15 protein-coding genes are annotated in these 21833 nt (G+C 73.4%); 1 reads left to right on the forward strand and 14 read right to left on the reverse strand.

Annotation, left to right across the window (positions count from 1 at the left end; genetic code table 11):
• Window positions 1-8: 8 nt before the first annotated feature.
• The 9 genes from guaA to AB0I72_RS01800 all read right to left on the reverse strand — a co-directional run bounded on the left by guaA (window position 9) and on the right by AB0I72_RS01800 (window position 14643).
• A complete protein-coding gene (gene guaA / locus AB0I72_RS01760) occupies window positions 9-1589 on the reverse strand; it encodes a glutamine-hydrolyzing GMP synthase (protein ID WP_358561597.1) in 1581 nt (526 codons plus the stop codon).
• A gap of 102 nt (window positions 1590-1691) precedes the next feature.
• Window positions 1692-2720, reverse strand: coding sequence for a UDP-glucose 4-epimerase GalE (galE, locus tag AB0I72_RS01765; RefSeq protein ID WP_358561601.1), 1029 nt, complete (start codon window positions 2718-2720; stop codon window positions 1692-1694).
• A gap of 83 nt (window positions 2721-2803) precedes the next feature.
• Complete coding sequence (locus AB0I72_RS01770; protein ID WP_358561604.1) at window positions 2804-5230, reverse strand: endonuclease/exonuclease/phosphatase family protein; 2427 nt, start codon at window positions 5228-5230, stop codon at window positions 2804-2806.
• A gap of 267 nt (window positions 5231-5497) precedes the next feature.
• Window positions 5498-8095 carry a polynucleotide kinase-phosphatase gene (locus AB0I72_RS01775; RefSeq protein WP_358561607.1) on the reverse strand — a complete coding sequence of 866 codons (2598 nt, stop codon included), beginning with the start codon at window positions 8093-8095 and terminating at the stop codon, window positions 5498-5500.
• Window positions 8092-9591 (reverse strand): 3' terminal RNA ribose 2'-O-methyltransferase Hen1, encoded by a 1500-nt coding sequence (locus tag AB0I72_RS01780; RefSeq protein WP_358561610.1) that lies wholly within the window; start codon window positions 9589-9591, stop codon window positions 8092-8094. Before AB0I72_RS01780 ends, AB0I72_RS01775 begins: the two co-directional genes overlap by 4 nt.
• A gap of 56 nt (window positions 9592-9647) precedes the next feature.
• The gene (locus tag AB0I72_RS01785) at window positions 9648-10652 is read right to left on the reverse strand and encodes a hypothetical protein (protein ID WP_358561613.1); all 1005 of its coding nucleotides are present in this window, start codon (window positions 10650-10652) and stop codon (window positions 9648-9650) included.
• 41 nt (window positions 10653-10693) lie between these two features.
• The gene (locus tag AB0I72_RS01790) at window positions 10694-12973 is read right to left on the reverse strand and encodes a TRAP transporter fused permease subunit (RefSeq protein ID WP_358561615.1); all 2280 of its coding nucleotides are present in this window, start codon (window positions 12971-12973) and stop codon (window positions 10694-10696) included.
• A gap of 40 nt (window positions 12974-13013) precedes the next feature.
• Window positions 13014-13580: a DUF1850 domain-containing protein gene (locus AB0I72_RS01795; protein ID WP_358561618.1), complete on the reverse strand. Its 567-nt coding sequence runs from the start codon at window positions 13578-13580 to the stop codon at window positions 13014-13016.
• A 10-nt stretch (window positions 13581-13590) separates the two neighbouring features.
• Window positions 13591-14643 (reverse strand): TAXI family TRAP transporter solute-binding subunit, encoded by a 1053-nt coding sequence (locus tag AB0I72_RS01800; RefSeq protein WP_358561621.1) that lies wholly within the window; start codon window positions 14641-14643, stop codon window positions 13591-13593.
• A gap of 219 nt (window positions 14644-14862) precedes the next feature.
• Between AB0I72_RS01800 and AB0I72_RS01805 the strand changes: the two genes are divergently transcribed.
• A complete protein-coding gene (locus AB0I72_RS01805) occupies window positions 14863-15837 on the forward strand; it encodes a TAXI family TRAP transporter solute-binding subunit (protein WP_358561624.1) in 975 nt (324 codons plus the stop codon).
• On the opposite strand, the gene AB0I72_RS01810 is transcribed toward AB0I72_RS01805, so the two are convergent.
• From AB0I72_RS01810 to AB0I72_RS01830, 5 genes are all read right to left on the reverse strand, one after another.
• Window positions 15816-17321, reverse strand: a complete 1506-nt coding sequence (locus AB0I72_RS01810) for a HAMP domain-containing sensor histidine kinase (RefSeq protein WP_358561626.1) — start codon at window positions 17319-17321, stop codon at window positions 15816-15818. The two genes, AB0I72_RS01805 and AB0I72_RS01810, sit on opposite strands and share 22 nt — an antisense overlap.
• Window positions 17322-17324: 3 nt before the next feature.
• On the reverse strand, window positions 17325-18074 hold the full coding sequence (locus AB0I72_RS01815; RefSeq protein WP_358561629.1) for a response regulator transcription factor: 750 nt from the start codon (window positions 18072-18074) through the stop codon (window positions 17325-17327).
• Window positions 18075-18205: 131 nt separating this feature from the next.
• Entirely contained in the window at window positions 18206-19936 is a 1731-nt protein-coding gene (locus AB0I72_RS01820) for a glycerol-3-phosphate dehydrogenase/oxidase (RefSeq protein ID WP_358561632.1), read from the reverse strand.
• Window positions 19937-20313: 377 nt separating this feature from the next.
• Window positions 20314-20874 carry a hypothetical protein gene (locus tag AB0I72_RS01825; RefSeq protein WP_358561635.1) on the reverse strand — a complete coding sequence of 187 codons (561 nt, stop codon included), beginning with the start codon at window positions 20872-20874 and terminating at the stop codon, window positions 20314-20316.
• 80 nt (window positions 20875-20954) lie between these two features.
• Window positions 20955-21830 carry a murein transglycosylase gene (locus AB0I72_RS01830; RefSeq protein WP_358561638.1) on the reverse strand — a complete coding sequence of 292 codons (876 nt, stop codon included), beginning with the start codon at window positions 21828-21830 and terminating at the stop codon, window positions 20955-20957.
• Window positions 21831-21833: the final 3 nt, after the last annotated feature.

The raw sequence follows: 21833 nt of genomic DNA on the forward strand, positions 1-21833 counted from the left end.
TGGGAGCGCTACTCCCACTCGATGGTGCCCGGGGGCTTGCTGGTCACGTCCAGGGTCACCCGGTTGATCTCGCGCACCTCGTTGGTGATGCGGTTGGAGATGCGGGCGAGCACGTCGTAGGGCACGCGCGACCAGTCGGCGGTCATCGCGTCCTCGCTGCTGACCGGCCGCAGCACCACGGGGTGGCCGTAGGTGCGGCCGTCGCCCTGGACGCCGACCGAGCGGACGTCGGCCAGGAGCACGACCGGGCACTGCCAGATGTCGCGGTCCAGCCCGGCGCGGGTGAGCTCCTCGCGGGCGATCGCGTCGGCCTCGCGCAGGATCTCCAGCCGTTCACGGGTCACCTCGCCGATGATCCGGATGCCGAGGCCGGGGCCGGGGAACGGCTGGCGCCACACCATCTCGGGGGGCAGGCCCAGCTCCTCGCCGACCTTGCGCACCTCGTCCTTGAACAGCTCGCGCAGCGGCTCGACCAGGGTGAACTGGAGGTCGTCGGGAAGGCCGCCGACGTTGTGGTGCGACTTGATGTTCGCGGTGCCGGTGCCGCCGCCGGACTCGACGACGTCCGGGTAGAGCGTGCCCTGGACGAGGAACTCGACCTCGGCGCCGTGCTCGCCGGACTCGGCGACGACCTCACGCGCGGCCTGCTCGAAGACGCGGATGAACTCGCGGCCGATGATCTTGCGCTTCTCCTCCGGGTCGGTGACCCCGGACAGCGCCGCCAGGAAGCGCTCCTCGGCGTCGACCACCTTCAGGCTCGCGCCGGTGATCGCGACGAAGTCCTTCTCGACCTGCTCGGCCTCACCCTTGCGCAACAGCCCGTGGTCGACGAACACGCAGGTGAGCTGGTCGCCGACGGCGCGCTGCACCAGGGCGCCCGCCACGGCGGAGTCCACGCCGCCGCTCAGGGCGCAGATGACGCGCTTGTCGCCGATCTCCTCGCGGATCCGCTCCAGCTGCTCCTCGACGATGTTGAACATCGTCCACGTGGGGCGGCAGCCCGCGCCCTCGTACAGGAACCGGCGCAGGACGTCCTGGCCGTGCTCGGTGTGCATCACCTCGGGGTGGAACTGCACGCCGAACAGGCGGCGCTCGGTGTCCTCGAAGGCGGCGACCGGCGCCCCGGCGGTGCTCGCGGTGGTCCGGAAGCCCTCGGGGGCGCGGACGACGGAGTCGCCGTGCGACATCCACACCAGGAGGTCCTCGGGCATGCCATCGAAGAGCAGGGAGTCGGTGCTGGCCGACAGCTCGGTGCGGCCGAACTCACTCAGGTCGGTGCGGTCGACCGTGCCGCCCAGCGCCCGCGTCATGGCCTGGAAGCCGTAGCAGATGCCGAAGGTGGGCACTCCGGTCTCGAAGAGCTCGGCGCCCACGTTGGGCGCGCCCTCCGCGTAGACCGACGACGGGCCACCGGACAGGATGATGGCCTTGGGGTTCTTCGCGAGCATCTCCTCGACCGGCATGGTCGAGGGCACGATCTCGCTGTGCACGTGGCATTCCCGCACACGCCGTGCGATCAGCTGCGCGTACTGCGCGCCGAAGTCCACGACGAGGACGGTGTCGAACGTGCTGTCAGCACCAACGGACACGACGGAGGACCTTCCGCAGAAGTACAGGGATATACGCCCAGTCTAGGGCGTGTTCCACGCGTTCGGCTTGGTGGGAAGCTCCGACCGGGTGTGCTGTGCCGCTCAGCGCGGGGCCGCGTCGGCACGGAACCCGCCCGGGTTGGCGGACTGCCAGCGCCAGGCGTCGGCGCACGCGTCCTCGACCGTGTGCACGGCCTTCCAGTCCAGGTCGCGCGCGGCGGCCGACGGATCGGCGTAGCACACGGCGATGTCGCCGGGGCGGCGGCCGACCACCTCGTGGGGGATCGTGACACCGGTCACGCGCTCGAAGGCGCGGACGCTCTCCAGGACCGACGTGCCGCGGCCGGTGCCCAGGTTGTACGTGCGCCATCCCTGGGCGTCCGCCAGGTGGGCGAGGGCGGCGAGGTGGCCGCGGGCCAGGTCCACGACGTGCAGGTAGTCGCGCACGCCGGTGCCGTCCGGGGTGTCGTAGTCGTCGCCGAACACCCGGAGGCGGTCGCGGCGTCCGGCGGCGACCTGCGCCAGGTACGGGAAGAGGTTGTTGGGCACGCCCTGCGGGTCCTCCCCGATCAGGCCGCTGGGGTGGGCGCCGATCGGGTTGAAGTACCGCAGCGCGGTGATCCGCCACCGGGGGTCGGCGGCGGCCAGGTCGCGCAGGACCTGTTCGGCGAAGAGCTTGGTGGCGCCGTAGGGGTTGGTGACGCTGAGCGCCCCTTCCTCGGTGATCGGGATCCGCTCGGGGTCGCCGTAGACCGTGGCCGAGGAGCTGAACACGAGGTCGCGGACGCCGTGCTCGTCCATCGTCTCGGCCAGGGCGAGCAGGGCGTCGAGGTTGTTGCGGTAGTAGCGCAGCGGCTGCTCGACGGACTCGCCGACGGCCTTGAGCCCGGCCAGGTGGATGACGGCGTCGACGTCGTGCCCGCCGAGGACGCGGCGCAGGACGGCCGGGTCGGTGCAGTCGCCCCGGTGGAACGTGAGGGCGCGGCCGGTGATCCGCTCGACGCGCCGCAGGGCCTCCTCGTGGCTGTTCACCAGGGAGTCGAGGACCACGACGTCGTGTCCGGCGTCGAGCAGCTCGACGGCGGTGTGGGTGCCGATGTATCCGGCGCCGCCGGTGAGGAGTACGTTCATCTCTCACTTCCCCAGGGTCGAGGTGTGCCCGCCGCGCCGCGGGCGCCACCCAGGATAGGCGGCGCCCGGGCACACCTCCGCCGCTACCGGCGGCCTCCCCGGAGGTCGAACCACAGCACCTGCGGGTCGTGGTCGCTGACCTGGTCGTGGAACTCGGAGTTGATCCGCACGACCTGGTAGTCCATCCGGTCGGCCAGGGCGGCGTTGACCAGGATGTGGTCGAGCGCCTGGGAGTTGCCGTCGAAGACGTAGTTGTACCGCTCGTTCTCGGGCAGGTCCGTCATCGGGTTGGCGAGCGGCCCGTCCCCGGTGAGGATGTCGAGCGTGGGCGAGAACGGGAAGTCGTTCAGGTCGCCCATCACCACGACGTTGGCGTCCGGGTCCATCGCGAACAGCTCGTCCGTGAACTCCCTGACCAGGCGCGCCTGCGCGTTGCGCTGGACCTCGCTCGACCGCTCGGGCGGCTGCACGACCCCGTGCAGGGACTGGTCGCCGCCCTTGGAGTTGAAGTGGTTGGTGACCACGAACAGGTCGTGCCCGCGCACCCGGAACTGGCCGACGAGCGGCTTGCGGCTGGAGTCCCACGCCTCGTCCTGCGGGGCGATCCGGCCCGGGGAGACGCTGAGCTCGGGGCCCCGCCGACCCTCCACGACCTCGACGGGGGTGGTGGCGTCGCCGCCGGGGGCGTCGACGAAGCGGACGTGGCGGGGGTTGAAGAGGAAGACGTTGCGGATGTTGCCGCCCGGCTGGCCGCCGTCCTGGCCGTCGACGGGGTCGATCTGGCGCCAGGTGTAGCGGGGGCCGCCCTGCTCGTGGATGGCGCGCGTGAGCCGGCGGAGCGTGAGGTCGGCGTCGACGGCGCCGTCGCTGACCGGGCCGTTGTCGTCCTGGATCTCCTCCAGTCCGATGATGTCCGGGGAGTCCAGGTACTCGACGATGCCCCGCGCGAGCTCGTCGAACTTCGCCTGCTCGTCCGCGCCGTCGAGGTTCTCGACGTTGTACGTGGCGATGGTGGTCTCGTACGGCGCGGCCTCGCGGACGGGTTCGCGCTCCAGGTCGCCCGCGACGATCTCGCCCAGGGTGGTGGCGCGAATGACGAATCCGCCGAACCGGCTGTAGTACAGCGGCCCCTCGGTGACGCCCGTGAGCGTGTCGCCCACGTTGGCCTGGGGGAAGGGGCGGGTGTCGCGGTCGAGCAGCGACTCGATCTTGATCCGACCGGAGTTGGGGTCGTCGTAGGAGCCGTAGAGGGTGCCGCCGTTGACGGTGGCGTCGCCGTCGTCGGGATCCGTGGTCACCCACAGCGCCGAGTAGGGGTCGGTCGCGTCGATGACGGGGGCGTCCTCCACCCGGACGCGCATGTGCTCGTGGGCGGCCCAGAAGTCGAGGGCGTAGGTGTCGGGAGCCAGGTCGAGGTCGGAGATGTCGCCGCCGTGGTCGGGCGCGTACGTCTCCGGGACCGCGTCGGCGTCCAGGAGGACCGACCCGGGCAGGGGGTTGCCGGACGACTCGACGGTCCACCGCGCCCCGGAGAGCTGGGTGATCGTGTGCGCGTCCGTCCGGGGCAGGTACTCGGTGACGCGGCCCCCGACCAGCACCTCGTCGCCGACGGCCACGTCGGGGGTGGTGGAGCCGGTGAACACGAAGAGCCCCTCGCTGGTGCGCGGGTCGCCGTCGCCCTCGGGGTCCTGGAACCAGAAGCCCCGGGCGGAGCCGAAGGCGTTGACCGCCGTGACGACGCCCGGCACGCCGCTGACGTCGCGCCCCACGAACGGGGAGGTGCGCGTGGTGCCCTGGATGTCGTGGACGCGCAGGTCGCCGGGGTCGACCGGGCCGCCCGGGTCGTCGCCGACGGTCTCCCCGGCCGCGTTGACGGGGGTCGGGCCGCCGACGGTGAGGTCGACGGAGTTGTCGCCGGTGTCGGTGAAGGCGTCGTCGCGCGCGGCGGAGGTCGTGTTGCTCAGCCGGGCGGCGGGAGCGCCCTCGTGGATGACGGCGTCGCCGTAGCCGACGATGTCGACGATCCCCTCCTCCCCGGCGCACTCGACGGCCGTCCGGCAGGCGACGGGGTCGGCGCCCTGGACGAGGAGGATCGCCCCCGACCGCGCGGACATGGCGGTGCCGCCGTCGGCGTCGGGGGCGGGCAGGTCGGTGTCGCCGCCCGCGCCCTGGCCCTGGCGGACCAGGTAGTGGCCGCCGGCGTCGATGGATCCGGCCAGCTCGGTGACCTGGACGCGGGTGCCGGAGCTCGGCTGGGCGGGGAGGTACTGCACGCTCCAGCCGTCGAGGGCGACGGCGGCGTCGGTGGGGTTGCCGAGTTCGACGAAGTCGTGGCGCAACTCGGCGCCGCTGTTGCCGCCACCGCCGTAGACCTCGCTGATGACCGGCGTGGTGGGCGCGGCGACGGCGGGGGCGGCCGTGCCGAGGGTGGCGGTCAGGAGGAGGGCCGCGGTGGCGGAGGCCGACGCGAGCACACGTCTGGACGGCGTTCTGAGGGAGGTGGGGAACACGCCTGCTCCGATTTCCGGTGTGGGGGTGTATGGGGGTTGTCTGCCTTGTGGGCGTGCACATCATCACCCCCGTGCGTGACCGCCCGGAAGAGCGGATGTGAAAAGGAGGCGACACACGACCCGGTTTGGTGGGATATGACGACAAATCAGGATGCCATCTGTCGTGTGATCCTCCGAACCGAGAGCGTTCCCGGACACGCGAAGGCCCCGCCCGACGAAGCGGACGGGGCCGTGTTCCTTCGACCGCCCCTCAGCGGCGGCCCGGCGTCACAGCCGCGGGTCGACCGGCTCCGACTCCAGGGCCAGCACCGCGAACACCGCCTCGTGCACCCGCCACAGCGGTTCGCCCCGGGCGTGCCGCGCCAGCGCCTCCAACCCCAGCTTGTGCTCGCGCATCGCCAGTCCCGTCTTGCGGCCCAGCGAACGGCGCTCCTTCAGCGCCCTCAGCCGCTCCGGCTCGGTGTAGTCGGGTCCGTAGATGATCCGCAGGTAGTCCGGCCCGCGCACCTTCAGCCCCGGCTGGGCCAGGCCCTTGCGTGCCCGCGCCCGCGCGCCGAGCACCGGCTTGACCACCATGCCCTCGCCGCCCGCCGACACCAGCCCGCGCCACCACTCGGCGGCCGCGTCGCACGCGTCCGGGTCGGTGGTGTCCACGACCAGGTAGCGCGTGGAGCGCACCAGGCCGCTCGCCTCGGCGAGCTGTTCGGCGACGCCCATGTGCCACAGGTGGTCGGCGCCCGAGTACTCCCGGCCCTCGGAGGCCAGCACCATGAACGGCGCGTACTGGAGCCCCGCGACACCGTCGGTGTCCCAGGAGTAGCGCCGGTACACCCGGCTGAACTCCTCCATCTGATCGGTGCGGCGCGCCACGGTGGCGAGCAGGCCGCCCACGTCCACCCCGCGCCCGGCGGCGGCGGTCAGCGCGGCTCCGGCGGCGGGCAGGGCGGCGCGCGCGGCGGCGCCCACCGACGCGTACTGCTCGCGGATCAGCGAGCGGGCCTTGGCCGACCACGGCAGCATCTCCCCGTCCAGGGCGATCCAGTCCGTGCCGAGCCGGTCCCACAGTCCGGCGGCGCCGACCGCCTCGCGCAGCTGGTCGACCACCTCCGCCTGGAGCGCGGGGTCGGAGAAGAAGGGGCGCCCGGTCCGCGTGTAGACCGTCCCCAGCTCTCCCGGCACGAACCGGGAGGCGGCCACGGCCTCGTCACGGCACACCACCGCGATCGCGCGCGACCCCATGTGCTTCTCCTCGCACACCACCTGGCCGACCCCCGAGTTCCGGTAGGAGGCGAACGCCTCGGCCGGGTGCTCCAGCAGGTCGGGGTCGGCCGCCGTGGGCGCCGGGGCCATGGTCGGCGGCAGGTACATCAGCCAGCGCGGGTCGACCGCGAACCGGCTCATCACCTCCAGCGCCGCCAGGGCGCTGCCGTGGTCGGCGCGCACGGCGCCGTGCTCGGTGTCCACGTGCAGGCCGCGGTGGGCGTCGCCGACACCCACGTCGACGATGTCCATGACCCCGCTCGGCCGCTCCTCGGCGCGTGCGGGGGCCTCGGGCGCGAGCGGCTTGGCGGGCTCGTACCACGTGCGGTGCGCCGCCACCTCGACCAGCTCGCGCTCCGGGTAGCGCAGCGCGGTGAGCCGTCCGCCGAACACGCAGCCGGTGTCCAGGCAGATGGTGTTGTTGAGCCACTCCGCCTTGTGCGTGGGGACGTGCCCGTACACCACCGCGGCCCGGCCCCGGTAGTCGCGCGCCCACGGCAGGCGGACGGGGAGCCCGTACTCGTCGGTCTCCCCCGTCGTGTCGCCGTACAGGGCGAAGGACCGCACGCGGCCGGAGGCGCGGCCGTGGTACTCCTCCTTCAGACCGGCGTGCGCGACGACCAGCTTCCCCCCGTCCAGGACGAGGTGGCTGACCAGCCCGTCGCAGAACTCCAGCACGCGCGCGCGGAACTCCTCGCTCTCGCGGCCGAGCTGCTCCATGGTCTCCGCCAGGCCGTGCGTGAGCCGCGCCCTGGCGCCCTTGAGCACGCGCACGAGCTTGTTCTCGTGGTTGCCCGGCACGCACAGCGCGTCGCCGCCGGCGACCATGCCCATGACCAGCCGCAGCACACCGGGGCTGTCGGGCCCCCGGTCGACCAGGTCGCCCACGAACACGGCGGTGCGGCCCTGCGGGTGGCGGGCGCCGACCGGTCGGCCCTCGTCGTCGCGCGCGATCGCGTAACCGAGGTCGCCGAGCAGCTCCTCCAGCTCGGCGCGGCAGCCGTGCACGTCGCCGACGATGTCGAACGGCCCGGTCAGCTCCGTGCGGTCCGGCCAGGCGCGCTCCAGTTCGACGGTGGCCGCGTCGATCTCCTCCGGGCCGCGCAGCACGTGCACCTTGTGGAAGCCCTCGCGGGTCAGCCGCTTGAGACCCGACTTCAGGTCGCGGCGCTGCCGTCGGATGACGTGGTCGCCGAAGTCCCGGTCGGGGCGCTCGCGGTTGCGTCGGACCGCCACCGACTCGGTCACGTCGAGCACGATCGCGGTGGACAGCACGTTGTTGTCCTTGGCGATGCGCACGAGCTGTTCGCGCGCCCCGCGCTGGACGTTGGTCGCGTCCACGACGGTCAGCAGGCCCCGGCGCAGGCGGATGTCGACGATCGTGTGCAGCAGGGCGAAGGCGTCGGCGCTCGCGCCCTGGTCGTTGGGATCGTCGCTGACCACGCCGCGGCAGTGGTCGGAGCTGACCACCTGCGTCGGGAGGAAGTGGCGGGCGGCGAAGGTCGACTTGCCCGAGCCGGACACCCCGACGAGCACGACGAGCCCCATCTCGGGGACGCCGAGCACCCGTGGCTCCGCGGCCGCCGTGGTCTCGATCTCGCTCATCGTGTGAAGACTCCCATCTGGGTCGGGGCGCCGGTCTCGGGGTGTTCGGGGCCCACCGGCAGGAAGCGGACCCGGTAGCCGCGCCGCTCCGCGACGCCCTCGGCCCACGCGGTGAACTCGGCGCGGGTCCACTCGAAGCGGTGGTCGTCGTGGCGGAGGGCGCCCTCGGGCAGCCCCTCGTAGTGCCTGTTGTACTCGGCGTTGGGCGTGGTGACCACCACGACCCTGGGCTGGGCCGCCCCGAACACGCTCTCCTCCATGGCGGGCAGGCGCGACGGGTCGAGGTGCTCGACGACCTCCATGAGCACGGCGGCGTCGTGGCCCGCGAACCGCGCGTCCCGGTACACGACCGAGCCGACGAGCAGCTCGGGCCGAGCGGGACGACCGTCCTCCCGGGCCCCGTCGCCGGCGGCGAACAGGGGGCGGTGGCGACCGCGCCCGTCCGGGTGGCACCCCCGGCACACCCTGCGGTGCGCGCGTTCGAGGCTGACGGTGCTCACGTCCACGCCGGTGATCCGCTCCAGGGTGTGGTCCCGGACCAGACGGTCGAGCAGCGCGCCGGGCCCGCACCCCAGGTCGATGACGCTGGTGGCGCGCTCGGCCGACAGGACCGCCAGGACGGCGCCCGCGCGCTGTTCGGCGAGGGAGGGTCCGCGCTCCTCGGGCGCCGGGACCGCTACGGCGTCCTCGACCGCCGGGTCGTCGGCCTCCTCGTCCCCGGTGCGGTCGTCGGCCTCGGCCAGCCGCGCCAGGGCGGTGCGCACGTACCGGTCGCGCCGGTTGAGGTAGCGGCGGGTGATCCAGCCGCGCTCGGGGTGTCCGGCCAGCCAGCCGGGTCGGCCGCCGCCGTCCTCGTCGACGGCGCCGCCCGCGCGCAGGAGCTTGTCGACCTCGGTCTCGTCCACCCAGTAGTGCTTCGCGCCGTCCATCGCGGGCAGCAGCACGTACAGGTGGCTGAGCGCCTCGGACAACGGCATCGTGCCGGTCAGGGTGAGCGACAGGTAGTGCGAGTCGCCCCAGCCGGGCAGGCCGGGGTCGAGCGGCACGGGTTCGGCCTCGACCCGCCAGCCCAGCGGTGCGAAGAGGGCACGGGCACGGTCGGCCCCGCCCCGGCAGGGCACGGCGGGCAGGCTGAGCGTGAGGGGGATGGGCGTGCGCGCCAGCTCGGGCCGGGCGTCGCACCGCCCCTTGAGCGCGCTGCCGAAGACCCGACCCAGTGCCACGGTGAACAGCGACGACGTCGCGAAGGGGCGGTCGTTGACGTACTGCGCGAGCGCGAAGTCGGGGGTGTTCACCGACGTGCGCGAGCGCAGCAGCGACCGCGGGTCCACCTCCAGCATGAGCGCCGCGGTGCACCGCTCGTCGGTCGCCTCGGGGTAGAAGACGTGCGCCGTGCCGAAGGACTGCTCGAAGCTCTGCGCCCTGTCGGGATGCTTGTGCAGCAGAAAGCCGAGGTCCGTCGCCGGTGTCGCCGTGGTCGTGATCGTCAGTAGCACCCGTGCATTGTGGACGAGGCGCCACCGTCCGGACCACCGCTTTTCCGGCGGAGCGGTCAGACCGGCCCGTGTTCGGGGGCTGTGCGCGGGTCCACTCCGACCCGCGCCATCGCGTGCGCGACCCCGGCCCGGGGGTCGCCGAAGAACGACCACGGCAGGTCGCAGTAGTACCGGCCGACCGCTCCGAGGTGCCACCGCGCCGCCTCGGCCACGTCGGCCCGGTGGAAGGCCCAGCCGAACAGGTGGTGGGCCTGGACGTCGCGCTCGTGCGGAACGGCCGCCGTCACCCACGCGCGGGCCGCGTCGAACAGCTCCCGCACGGGTTCGCCGTGCAGGCGGCCCAGGGACATGCGCGCGATGTGGTCGAAGGAGCCTTCGGCGAGCCTCCGCTTGTGCTCGGCGCGCAGGAACTCGGCGTGGGCGAGGGCCAGGACGGCGGGCAGCGGGCTGCCCTCGGGGGCGCCGTCGGCCGCCGCGCCCGCCACCGCGAACATCTCCTCGGTCGACCCGCCCCGGGTCGGTGACACGGTGCGGACCCGGACCAGGTGGGCGGGGAACAGGTGCGGCGACCGGTCGGTCACCTCGCCCCAGAGCCGGTCCTTCTCCTCGCGGTCCGCGCCCAGCCCCATGGCGACGGTCTGGAGGGCGACCCAGGGCGCGGCGTCGTCGGGACGCAGGTGCGCGGCGGCCTCCAGTGGGGCGCGGGCCTCGACGAGCGCCGCCTCCAGGGCCTTGCGGTCGGCCCGGCCGGTGTCCGCTCCCCCGGCGGGCTGGGCGGCGGCGCGCGCCAGCAGGGTGTACCCGAGCCAGAGCATGACGTCGGCCTCGTCGGCGTCGCTCTCGGCCAGGGCGGCGACCTCGCCGACCCGGCCGACGGCGGCGCGGCCGAGCGCCTCGGCGCGGTGGACGCGGACCTCGGCGTCGTCGCGGTCCTCACCGAGCAGGGTCAGCCCCGCCGCGACGCCGCCCTCGCGCACCGCCTCGCACCCGGACCGCAGGACGGGGTCGGTGCCGAACGCGGCCGACACCAGCGCCGTCTCGATGCCCGTGCCGGTCGGCACCCGTCCAGGAGTCCGTCGGAATCGCCACATGTGTGTTGATCCTAGGGGGCGCTGTGCCCCTGGTCGTCTTCCGACGCCCCGCCGTCCCGGCGCGCCCGCACCGCGTCCCGCGCGGAGGACGGCTCGCCCGGGCCGCGACGGCGGCCGAGCACCTGCGCGGCGACGAGCACCACGCCCAGGACCGAACCGACCAGCACGAACCACCCGGCGTCCACCGCCGCCCCCACCACGCTCTCGGCGAGCGCGGTCCACTCCGGCGCGACCAGGACCAGCGCCGCGGCCAGGGCCAGCCCGACCCGTTCCACGAGCGTCGTGCGCCGCAGGAAGTGGCCCTCGATGGCGATCGCCGACGCCGCGAGCGCCACGCACCCGCTCAGCACCGCGACCACCAGGTCCGTGACGGGGCCGTCCACCGCCAGCAGCGCGGAGTAGGCCATCATGACCGGGATCAGGTAGAGCCCCTTGGCGAACTTCCACGCCGCCGCGCCCGCCCTCATCGGTTTGGCGCCCGCGATCCCCGCCGCGGCGAACGCCGCCAGCGCCACCGGGGGCGTCACGTTGGAGTCCTGGCTGTACCAGTACACGATCATGTGCGCCACCAGCACGGCCAGCCCGAGCTCGCCCAGGGCGGGCACCGCCAGGACCGAGATGACCACGTAGGAGGCGGTCACCGGCAGTCCGAAGCCCATGATCAGGGACGCCACCGCGACCATCACCAGCGTGAGCAGGAGGTTTCCAGCGAACACCGTCACGAGCACGTTCGACAGCGTCAGGCCCAGCCCGGTCAGGCCGACCATCCCGACGATGATCCCCGCCACCGCGCACGCCACCGACACCGGGATCGTGTTGCGCGCCGCGGTGACGAACACGTCGAGGAAGTCGCTCGGCGACAGGCGGCTGCTCGCCCGCAGCATCGCCACGACCAGCAGGGCGCCGCACGCGTACAGGCCCGCCTGCGTCGGCGGCACGTACTGGAGCAGCAGGACGATGAGCAGCAGCAACGGCAGGAGGAAGTGCCAGCCCGCCGCCATGACCAGGCGGAGTCTGGGCAGGTCCTCGCTCCGGGCCGCGCCGATGCCGTACTTGCGCGCGAGGATGTCCACGAACAGGAACATCACGCCGAAGTACATGAGCGCCGGGATGATCGCGACCTTGACGATGTCGGCGTAGGCGATCCCGGTGCGCTCGGCCATGATGAACGCGCCCGCGCCCATGATGGGCGGCAGGATCTGCCCGCCGGTCGACGCCGCGGCCTCGACGCCGGCCGCGTCCTCCCTGCGGTAGCCGACCTTGCGCATCAGCGGGATGGTGAACGGGCCGGACGTGACCACGTTGGCGATCGCGCTCCCGGACACCGAGCCCATGAGCGCGCTGGCCAGCACCGCGCCCTTGGCGGGTCCGCCGGTCATCCGTCCGGTGACCACGTAGGCCAGCCCGACGAAGAAGTTGCCGCCGCCGGTCTTGCTCAGCAGCGCGCCGAAGAGGATGAACACGAACACGAAGGTCACGACCACGCCGAGGGTGAGGCCGTAGATCCCGTCGCCCAGGTAGGCGTGCGTGGAGATGCGCTGGATGGTCGCGCCGGTGTGCCCGAACTGGCCGGGGATGAGCGGGCCGATCCACGCGTAGTAGACGAACGCGACGACCAGCACGACCATGATCATCCCGACCGCCCGGCGCGTGGCCTCCAGCAGCACGACCATGAGGACCAGGCCCAGGATCCAGTCCAGTTCGGTGTAGGCGCCCGCGCGCGCGTTCAGCTCGTCCTGGTACACGATCGGGTACACGCTGGCCACCACGGCCGCGACGAGCAGCATCAGGTCGAGCGCCCCGCCGACCCCGGTCAGCACCCGCCGGGCGGCCCCGTCGCGCGGGTCCTGGCCGTCCCGGGCGTCGCCCGCACCGGCCCCGCGGCGGGGCGCCAGTGCCCGGACGAGCCGGACCGCCGAGAACCGGGACGTCGCGTCCAGGTCGAAGGGGCGCATGGTCAGGAAGACCATCACCAGGACGAACAGCAGGTGGGTGATCCGCTGCTGGCGCGCGTCCAGCCCGGCGAAGAGCGCGACGTAGAGCTGGAAGAGGGTCAGGCCGACCGCGAGGAGGGCCACCACCGCGCCGACCGCGGTCGCCGTGCGGCCCCCGCCCCAGCGTTCGGCGACGACCGTCCGCCACATCGGCCCGTCGCCGCGGTCCCGGCCGTCCACGTCCGGGAGGACGTCGGCGGCCCTGCCGGTGCCTCCGGCCCGGGCGCCGAACCCGGTCCCTTCCCCTGCGTCGTCGGGGGCGCCCTGCGGACGCACCGCCGTCGGGGTCTCATCCATGGTCTTTCCTCGGGTTCTCAGGGGAAGGGCTCGGGGGATGTCAGCACTCGGGCCGCGGGACGCGGCCGAGGAGCGACTGGAGGGTGGACACCCGCACGGGGGTGACGACCACGCGGTGCGCGGTCAGGCACGGGGAGAGCCGTACCTCGGCGTCGGGTGTGCGCAGGCGGTGGTCGACCGCCGCGGAGCCGGGGCGCAGCACCATCTCGGCGCCGACGTCACGGTCCATCGCGTCGACCACCCACCACTCGCCGTCGGCGTGGGCCTCCCCCTCCCCGGGGATCTGGCCCATGCCCGCGCCGTACTGGACGCTGCGGGTGGACTCGGCGACGAGGCGACCGTCGCGCACGGTCAGGTCCTCCTCGATCGGCAGGCCGTCGATGGAGTGGACGTAGGCGACGGTGAGGGTCTCGCCCTCGGCGAGCGGGAGGTGGCCGATCACGGTTCCGTCGTCGGTCACGCGGAGCGCGGGCCACACGGGCCACAGCAGGGCGGCGGCCGCGGCGGCGACGGCGAGCGCGCCGCCCCACAGGGCCGCGGCCCGCGGGCGCCGGGTGTCCTCGGCGCCCGCGGATGGCCGGTCGGTCGGGTCGGATCGGACGGCCACCGGAGGTGTCCTAGCCCTGCGTGTCCGCGCCGGTGTCCGCCACCAGCTCGTCGGGCAGCTCCACGCCCTGCTCCTCGTAGAAGCGGGCGGCGCCGGGGTGAACCGGGACGGGGCTGTTCAGGATGGCCTCGGGGACCAGGTACTCCTCGGCCGGGGCGTAGGCGTCCAGGACGGCGTCGACGTTCGCGAACAGCGCGGCGGTGATGTCGTAGGCCTGGTCCTCGTTGAAGTCGCCGCTGACCACCAGCGAGTTCCACACGGCGATGGTCTCGACGTCCTCGTCGACGCCCTCGTAGGTGCCGCCCGGGATGGTGTGCTCGGTGTAGCTGCTGGACCCGGCGGTGATGGCGGAGCGCTCGTCGTCGCACATGCCGACGAGGGCGACGTCCTCGGTGGTGGCGAGCTCGGCGAGCCCGGCGTGGCCCTCACCGACGACCCACGACCCCGCGTCGAGCTGGTCGTTGCGCAGCGCGGTGTCGGTCTCGGCGTACCCGAGCTGCTCGATCTCGATGTCGCCCATGGACATCTCCAGGGCCTCGAACACGGCGCTGGTGGTGGCCGCGTTGCCGCTGCCGGGGGCGCCCACCGAGTAGCGGGTGCCGAGCACGTCGCGGAAGCACTCCAGCCCCTCCTCCTCGGCGGTCCCGGCCAGGGTCACCGTGTGGAAGACGTTCGGGTAGAGCACGCCGAGCGCGTAGGACTCGACCCCGCTGTTCTCGAACTCCGCGACGCCCTCGAACGCCTGACCGGCGGCGTCGCCCTGGACGATGGCGATGTCGGCCTCGCCGTTGCCCAGGAGGCGCAGGTTCTCCACCGAGGCGCCGGTGGTCTCGGCGGAGGCGCTCTGGCCTTCGAGGTCGTCCCCGATGATCGTGCTGAGGACACCGCCGATCTGGAAGTACACACCGGTGGTGCCGCCGGTGACGATGCTGAGCTGTTCCCGGACGGCGCCTTCGCCGATCGGCGTCTGCTCCTCGACGGCTTGGTCGGCGGGCTGGGCACAGCTCGTCAGCAGGAGAACGCTGGCGGGCAGGGCGGCCAGAGACGGCAGGGCGCGTCGCATGGTCGAGTCCTCTCGGAATCCTTGGGGGGCGGTGCGGAGCGGGGAAACACGGGGGGTTCCGACGGGGCCGCTCCACGGAGAAACCTAGTGGGAACCGATCCGTCGCGGACAGTGTCCGCGCCGGGTTTTGAGGTTCAGCTGAGGTTCCGCCCGTGTTGCTATCGTCTGACCATGGCGCGGGCGGGATGTCACGATTCGTGGTCGATGATGCGGGCAGCGGTGACGGGTGCGCTCCTCGGCGTCCTCCTCACGGGTTCACTTCCGCCGCACGAGAATCCGCTTCGGCTGTCGGTCGGCACCGGCGGCGAGGGCGGCGTCTACTTCGACTACGGCTCCGGTCTGGCGAACGCCGTCGTCGCCCGCCCGGACTCCACCGAGATCGTCGCGGTCCCCACCGCCGCGAGCGTGGAGAACAACCGACTGGTCGCGGCCGGATCCGTGGACGCCGCCTTCTCCCTCGCCGACGTGGCGGCGCTGGCCGTGGCCGGGGAGCCCCCGTTCGACGCGCCGATGCCCGTCTCGGCGATCGCGCGCCTGTACGACAACCACACCCACCTGGTGGTCCGCGCCGACGCGTCCCACGCGGAGATCGCCGACCTACAGGGCGGCACCGTGTCCCTGGGCGCGAGCGGGTCCGGCACCGAGATGATGGCCGAGCGGCTCCTGGCGCTGGCGGGTCTGGACGAGATCACCGACGAGGAACGGGCGGCGGGAGCCGCGGGCGTGGTCCCGCTCCGCCTGTCGATCGGCGAGTCCGCGCGCGCCCTGGAGGAGGGGCGGGTGGACGCGTTCTTCTGGTCGGGCGGCCTGCCCACCCGGGCCGTGGCCGACCTCGCCACGCGCACGCCGATCCGGCTGATCGACCTGGCCGGGTTCGTCCCCCCACTGGTCGAGGAGTACGGCGAGTTCTTCTCGGAGATGCCCGTGCCCGCCGGAACCTACGAGGACGTCCCGGCCGTGCGCACGATCGGCGTGCCGAGCCTGCTCGTGGTCAACGACCGGATGCCGGACGAGGTGGCCGGGGAGCTGACGCGGCTGCTGTTCGAGTCGCGCCCCGACCTGGTCGGGGTCCATCCGGTAGCGCTGCACCTGAACCCGCGCTCGGCGATCGCCACGCTGCCGGTGCCGCTGCACCCGGGGGCGGCGGCCTACTACCGCTCGATCAAGTACGCCTACGACACCTCGGGCGGCTGACCCGCCGCCTCCGGGATCTCGGCTCCGTCGACGACGCCGTCGGCCGCTCCCCCGGCCGTCCCGTCCGCCGTCCCGTCGACCGGGAGCCGCACCCGGGCGTCGATCCCGTGCGGGTCGCGCGGCCGGAGGGTGAGCCGGGCGCCCTGGAGCTCCAGCAGCGTGACGACGATCGACAGTCCCAGCCCGCTGCCGCCGCCCCCGTCGTGCCCGTCCCGCCAGAACGGGCGGGCGGCGTTGACCAGCTGTTCCTCGGACAGCCCCGGCCCGTCGTCGACCACGTGCACGTCCACGTGCCCCGCGCCCGCGCCGTCCGCGTCGGCGAACGGACCCCGCACCCGCACCGCGATCCGCACACCCTCCCCGCCGAACTTCAGGGCGTTGTCGATCAGCGCGTCCAGCGTCTGGTCGAGCGTGCCCTCCACGCACCTGACCCGCACGCCCCGCTCCGCCTCCGCCACCAGGACGGCCCCGGCCCGCTCGGCGATCGGCGACCACGCCGCCACCCGGTCCTCCGCGACCGCGGCGACGTCCTCCCACACCGTCGAGTGGTCGGCGTCCTCGGTCCGGGCCAGCGTGAGCAGGCTGTCGCAGACCCGGGCCAGGCGGTCCACCTCGTCCAGGGCCAGCCGGTGGCCCTGTCGGCCCTCCGGCGGCAGGTGCCGCGCGAGGGAGTCCACCCGCAGCCGCAGCGCCGCGAGCGGGTTGCGCACCTGGTGCCCGGCGTAGGCGACGAACATGCGCTGCCGCTCGATCATCGTCGTGATGGTGTCGGCCATCTGGTTGAACGACTCCGCCAACCGGCGCAGCTCGGGCGGCCCCGCCGCCGTGCGCACCCGCGTGTCCAGGCTGCCCCCGCTCACCGCCCTGGTCGCCCCGTCCAGGTCGTCGATGGGGCGCAGCACCCACCGGGTGAGCGGTCCGGCGGCGGCGATGCCCGCGATCATCAGCGCGGTGACCGCGGCCAGGGCCACACTCCACTGGACGAGCGTCGCCCGCCGCAGCGCCGCCGTCGGCGAGGCGGTCACCGCGGCTCCGACGACCTCGCCCGCGCCGCCGACGGGCTCGGCGACGAGCAGCGGCCCCTGCTGCCAGGGCCAGACCACGGCGCCGGCGCCCATCCGGTTGCCGGCCAGCGCGGTGCGCACCTCGGGCGGGAGCACGGCGTCGTCCTCGGCGGAGGGGTCGAGGTCGGCCAGGGTGAGGTCCTCCCGCGACGCGGCGACCACGGTGCCGTCCCGGTCGACCACGAGTGCCCTGATCCCGTACAGCCGGTCGTAGGCGACCAGTTCACCGGTCAGGCTCCCGGCCGACCCGGTGATCACGCCCGGCTCGGCCAGCCCGGCGAAGCGCGCGGTGTCGTTGATGCGGTCGAGGAGCATGGCGGAGGTCCCGCGCGCGGCGATGCTCCCGCACAGCGGCAGGGCCAGTCCCAGGCATCCGGCGACCAGCAGGGTGACGTACACGATCACGACGCGTCGGCGCACCGCTCACGCACCCGACACACGGGCCGTCCCCGGCACGGCCTCCGCCCCCTGGCGGGCCGAGGGCGTGACGCGGTCGGCCGCCACGGGCCGCGCGTCGGAGACCAGGCGGTACCCGACGCCGCGCACGGTCTCGATGAGCCCCGGCGCGCCGAGCTTGGAGCGCAGGGTCCCCACGTGCACCTCCAGGGTCCGGCGCGTGCCCTGCCAGGCGGTCTGCCACACCCGCAGCAGCAGCTGCTCACGCGACACGACCGTCCCCGCCTCCCGGACGAGGACGGCGAGCAGGTCGAACTCCTTGCGGGTGAGGTCGACCGGGACGCCCGCGCACGTGGCGGTGCGCGTGGCCGGGTCGACGGCGACCGGTCCCGCCGTGAGGACGGGTCCGCCCCGGCGGGTCGTGCGCCGCAGGACCGCCTCCATCCGGGCGCACAGCTCCTCCAGCGCGAGGGGCTTGACCACGTAGTCGTCGGCGCCCGAGCGCAGGCCGCGCACCCGTTCGCGGCGGTCGCCCCGGGCGGTGACCATGATGATGGCGGCGTCGCCGCCGTCGGGGCGTTCGCGCAGGCGGCGGCACAGGTCGACGCCGTCCATGTCGGGCAGGCCGAGGTCCAGCAGGACGATGTCGACGGGCGGGGCGGCGAGCGCGGCCCCGGCGGTACGGGCCTGTTCGACCGCGTACCCGTGGCCCTCCAGGGCGCCCGCGAGGGCGTCGGCGAGCCGGACATCGTCCTCGACGAGAAGCACCGTGATCATGAGGGGTCCTTCGCGGCCGGGTGAGGGTGTGTCGGTACCGCACCCTAACGCCAACCGTGTGTCCCAGACCACACTGGCCGCGGCGACGGCTCCGGTCGCCGCCGCTGCTCACGACCCGTCGCCGCGCGGGATCAGGCCCCGCCGGGCCGTCCGATCCTGGCCTCCGGGACGATCTCCGGCGCCCCGTGCTGGATGGCGTCGGCCTCCTGGTCGGTGTCCTGCTCCTGGGCCGCGCGCTCGGCCTCGATCCCCTTGCGGTAGTACTCGACCTCCCGCTTGACCTGCTCCTCGTTCCATTCGAGCGGCACCGCGAGCAGTTCGGCGGCCTCCTCGGCGGCGGCGATCCCCCGGTCCCAGGTCTCGAAGGAGATCCGGGTCCGCCGGCTCAGGACGTCCTCCAGGTGGCGGGCGCCCTCCGCCAGGGCCGCGTAGACGACCTCGGCGCGCAGGTAGTCCTCGGCGGCGGCGAGCGGTCGGCCCAGGTCGGGGCGCTCCCGGATCAGCGTCAGCAGGTCGTGGACGGAGGACCCGTAGCGGCGCAGCAGGTGGGCGACGCGCGAGACGTGCAGGCCGGAGTCGCGCGCGAGCACCTGGCGCTGGTTGCGCAGGGCGGCGTACCCGTCGGCGCCGACGAGCGGCAGCCGGTCGGTCACCGACTCGGGGACCCCGCCGCCGAGCCCGTGCGCGACCGCGTCCACCGCGTCCTTGGCCATGACGCGGTAGGTGGTGTACTTGCCGCCCGCGATGAGGACCAGGCCGGGCACCGGGTGGGCGACCGTGTGCTCGCGGGACAGCTGGGAGGTCTGGTCGGACTCCCCGGACAGCAGCGGGCGCAGCCCCGCGTAGACCCCCTCGACGTCGTCCCTGCCCAGCGGGGTGCGCAGGACCTGGTTGACGTGGTCGAGGACGTAGTCGATATCGGTGCGGCTCGCGGCCGGGTTCTCCTTGTCGAGGTCCCACGCGGTGTCGGTCGTGCCGATGATCCAGTGCCGTCCCCAGGGGATGACGAACAGGACGCTCTTCTCGGTGCGCAGGATCATCCCCGAGGACGCCTGGATGCGGTCGCGCGGCACGACCAGGTGGACGCCCTTGGAGGCGCGCACGTGGATCTGGCCGCGACCGCCGACCATCTCCTGGATGTCGTCGGTCCACACCCCGGCGGCGTTGACCACCTGACGGGCGCGGACGCTCATCTCGTTCCCGGTCTCCAGGTCGGCGGCGCGGGCGCCGACCACGTGCTCCCCCTCCCTGAGGAAGCCGACCGCCTGGACGCGCGAGGCGATCCGCGCGCCGAGCCCGGCGGCGGTGCGCAGCACGGTGGTGACGAAGCGGGCGTCGTCGACCTGGGCGTCCCAGTACTGGACCGCACCGGCCAGGGCGTCCCGTTTGAGCGCGGGGAAGACCCGGAGCGCACCGGATCTGGTCAGGTGTCGGTGCGCGGGCAGTCCGCGATTGTTTCTCGACGTCAGGGCGAGGGCGTCATAAAGGGTGACCCCGGCGCCGATGTAGAACCGTTCCCAGGGGTGGGAGAAAGGGAAAAGAAAGGGAACCGGGCGGACCAGGTGCGGGGCGATCGTCGTGAGCAGCAGTCCCCGTTCGGTGAGCGCCTCACGGACCAGTTCGAAGTCCAACTGCTCCAGATAGCGGAGTCCGCCGTGGATGAGCTTGCTGGATCTGCTGGAGGTGCCCGAGGCGAAGTCGCGTGCCTCGATCAGCCCGGTGGACAGTCCACGCGACACCGCGTCCAGTGCGACGCCCGCCCCGACGATGCCTCCTCCGACGACGAGGACGTCGAGTTCCTCGCCGGCCATGGACGCGAGCGCCTCGGTGCGCGCGTCCGGTCCCAACCACGTGGTCGCCATCCGTCGTCCTCCGTCTCGATGGTGCTCCTCCCAGGCGGATACCCGCCGGGAGCCCCTGTCCATCGGACCGGCCAGAGGCTACCAGGCTAATCGGACGCGCCTCGACCATCCATGTATGCGCACGTCACGGCATGTCGCCCGGGCATTCTCCGATCGGAGGAAAGGAGCCGATCGGTTGTTCGGGAAACATCTTCCACAAGGCTCAAATCTTGCTCAATTGGCCCGTTGACACATTCGGAAAACACATCCGCCGCCCTGGCGTGAGACCGCTCCCACGCGGGAGTGATCCACGACACGAGGAGATGCGGGAGACGTGGTCGGTCCTGCCCGCGCGTCTCCCCGTCCGGGCCGCCTCCGACACGCCCAGCTCCCGGACATCAGTCGGACACCGCTGGCGCGGCTGGAGCGGGATGGGCCGACGCCGTCCCCTCCGCCTCCGGCCCCAGCGCCTCCAGGCGGCGGATCATCCGGTGGACGATGATCAGCGGCACGATCCCGAACACCCCGAAGGACATGTCGATCAGCTGCCAGAAGAACGGGATGCCCCGGATCGGCCCGCAGACCAGCGCCAGCGGGATCACCATCACGCACGCGATCATCCCGAACTGGACCACCCACACGTTGCGCACCGGGTCGCGGAACGGACCGTAGAACGCCACCGCGATGACCAGGTGGGCGAAGGCCAGCCAGTCGGTTCCGTAGAGCACGAACGGGTGGTCGCGCTCGACGACGTCCAGCCCCTCCCGGACCCGCTCCACCCAGTGGACCAGCCCCGGCAGCGCCTCCGCGACCGGGGCGAACGGGCCGTGCAGCAGGGACGCGAGGAGGCGGATCTCGGCGGGCAGGGGGAAGGCGGTCACTCCGCTGACCACCAGACCCACGATGAAGAGGGCGATCCAGATCCGGATGCGGCGCAGCAGCCTCGTACGCGTGTTCACGCCTCGACCCTAGACCCGCCCGCCCGGACCGCCCCGGCGCCCCCGGTCCCAGCGGCCCGGGGGCGGGGGCTCCGCGCCGGTCAGGCGGCGTCGGCGTAGGCGTGCGCGTAGGCGAGCACGTCGTCGAGGTAGGCCCTGGACTGGTTGTACCCGAGCATCGCGCTCTCCCAGTCCGCCGCCGCCGTCAGGTCGCGGCCCCCCTCGCACAGGTAGCGCGCGGCGGACAGCGCGGCGTCGTCGATGTTCTGCGGGTCGGCGGCGCCGCCCTCCAGCGCCGTGCCCCACTGGGCCCAGGTGCGGGGGATGAACTGCATCGGGCCGACCGCCCGGTCCCACACCTCGTCGCCGTCCAGCTCACCGCCGTCGGTGTCCTCGATGACCCGGGTGTTGTTGCGGCCGTCCAACGGGATGCCGACGATGTCCGGGGTCGTGGAACCGTCCGGCCCGATCTCGCCCCCGCCGTAGGTGCCGTGCCGCGACTCGACGTACCCGATCCCCGCCAGCGTCGGCCACGACAACCGGCACGACGGCTGCCGCTCGTCCATCGCGAGCTGGGCGCTGGCGTACCCCTCCAGCGCGCGGCGCGGAATGCGCGTCGCCTCCGACACCTCGTCGAGCCACTCCGCGGTGGGGCGGGCGACGCCCGCGCCCGGGTTCTGCCGCTCGTCGGCGCCGCTCTCGGCCTCGGTCCCGGCTCCCGCCTCCCGCGCGCGGTCCTCGGCGGCGACGTCCGCGGGGGTCGGCGGACCGGTCAGGTCGGCGGCGGGCGGCGTCTCGATGCTCCCGTCGGTGATCTCCCCCACCGGCGCGGAGGCGTCCCACCCGCCCAGGTTCGACGAGATCCGGTCGACCGCGTACACGACCCCGCCCGTGAGCAGCAGGCACCCGGCGAGGGTCGCGCAGACGGCCGCGAGCGGGCCGCTTCGCCCGGAACCACGGCGCTCGTGGTCAGCCATTCG

Origin of the sequence: Nocardiopsis sp. NPDC049922 (genome assembly GCF_040660275.1) — a bacterium.
In the GTDB taxonomy this organism is placed as follows: Bacteria; Actinomycetota; Actinomycetes; order Streptosporangiales; family Streptosporangiaceae; genus Nocardiopsis.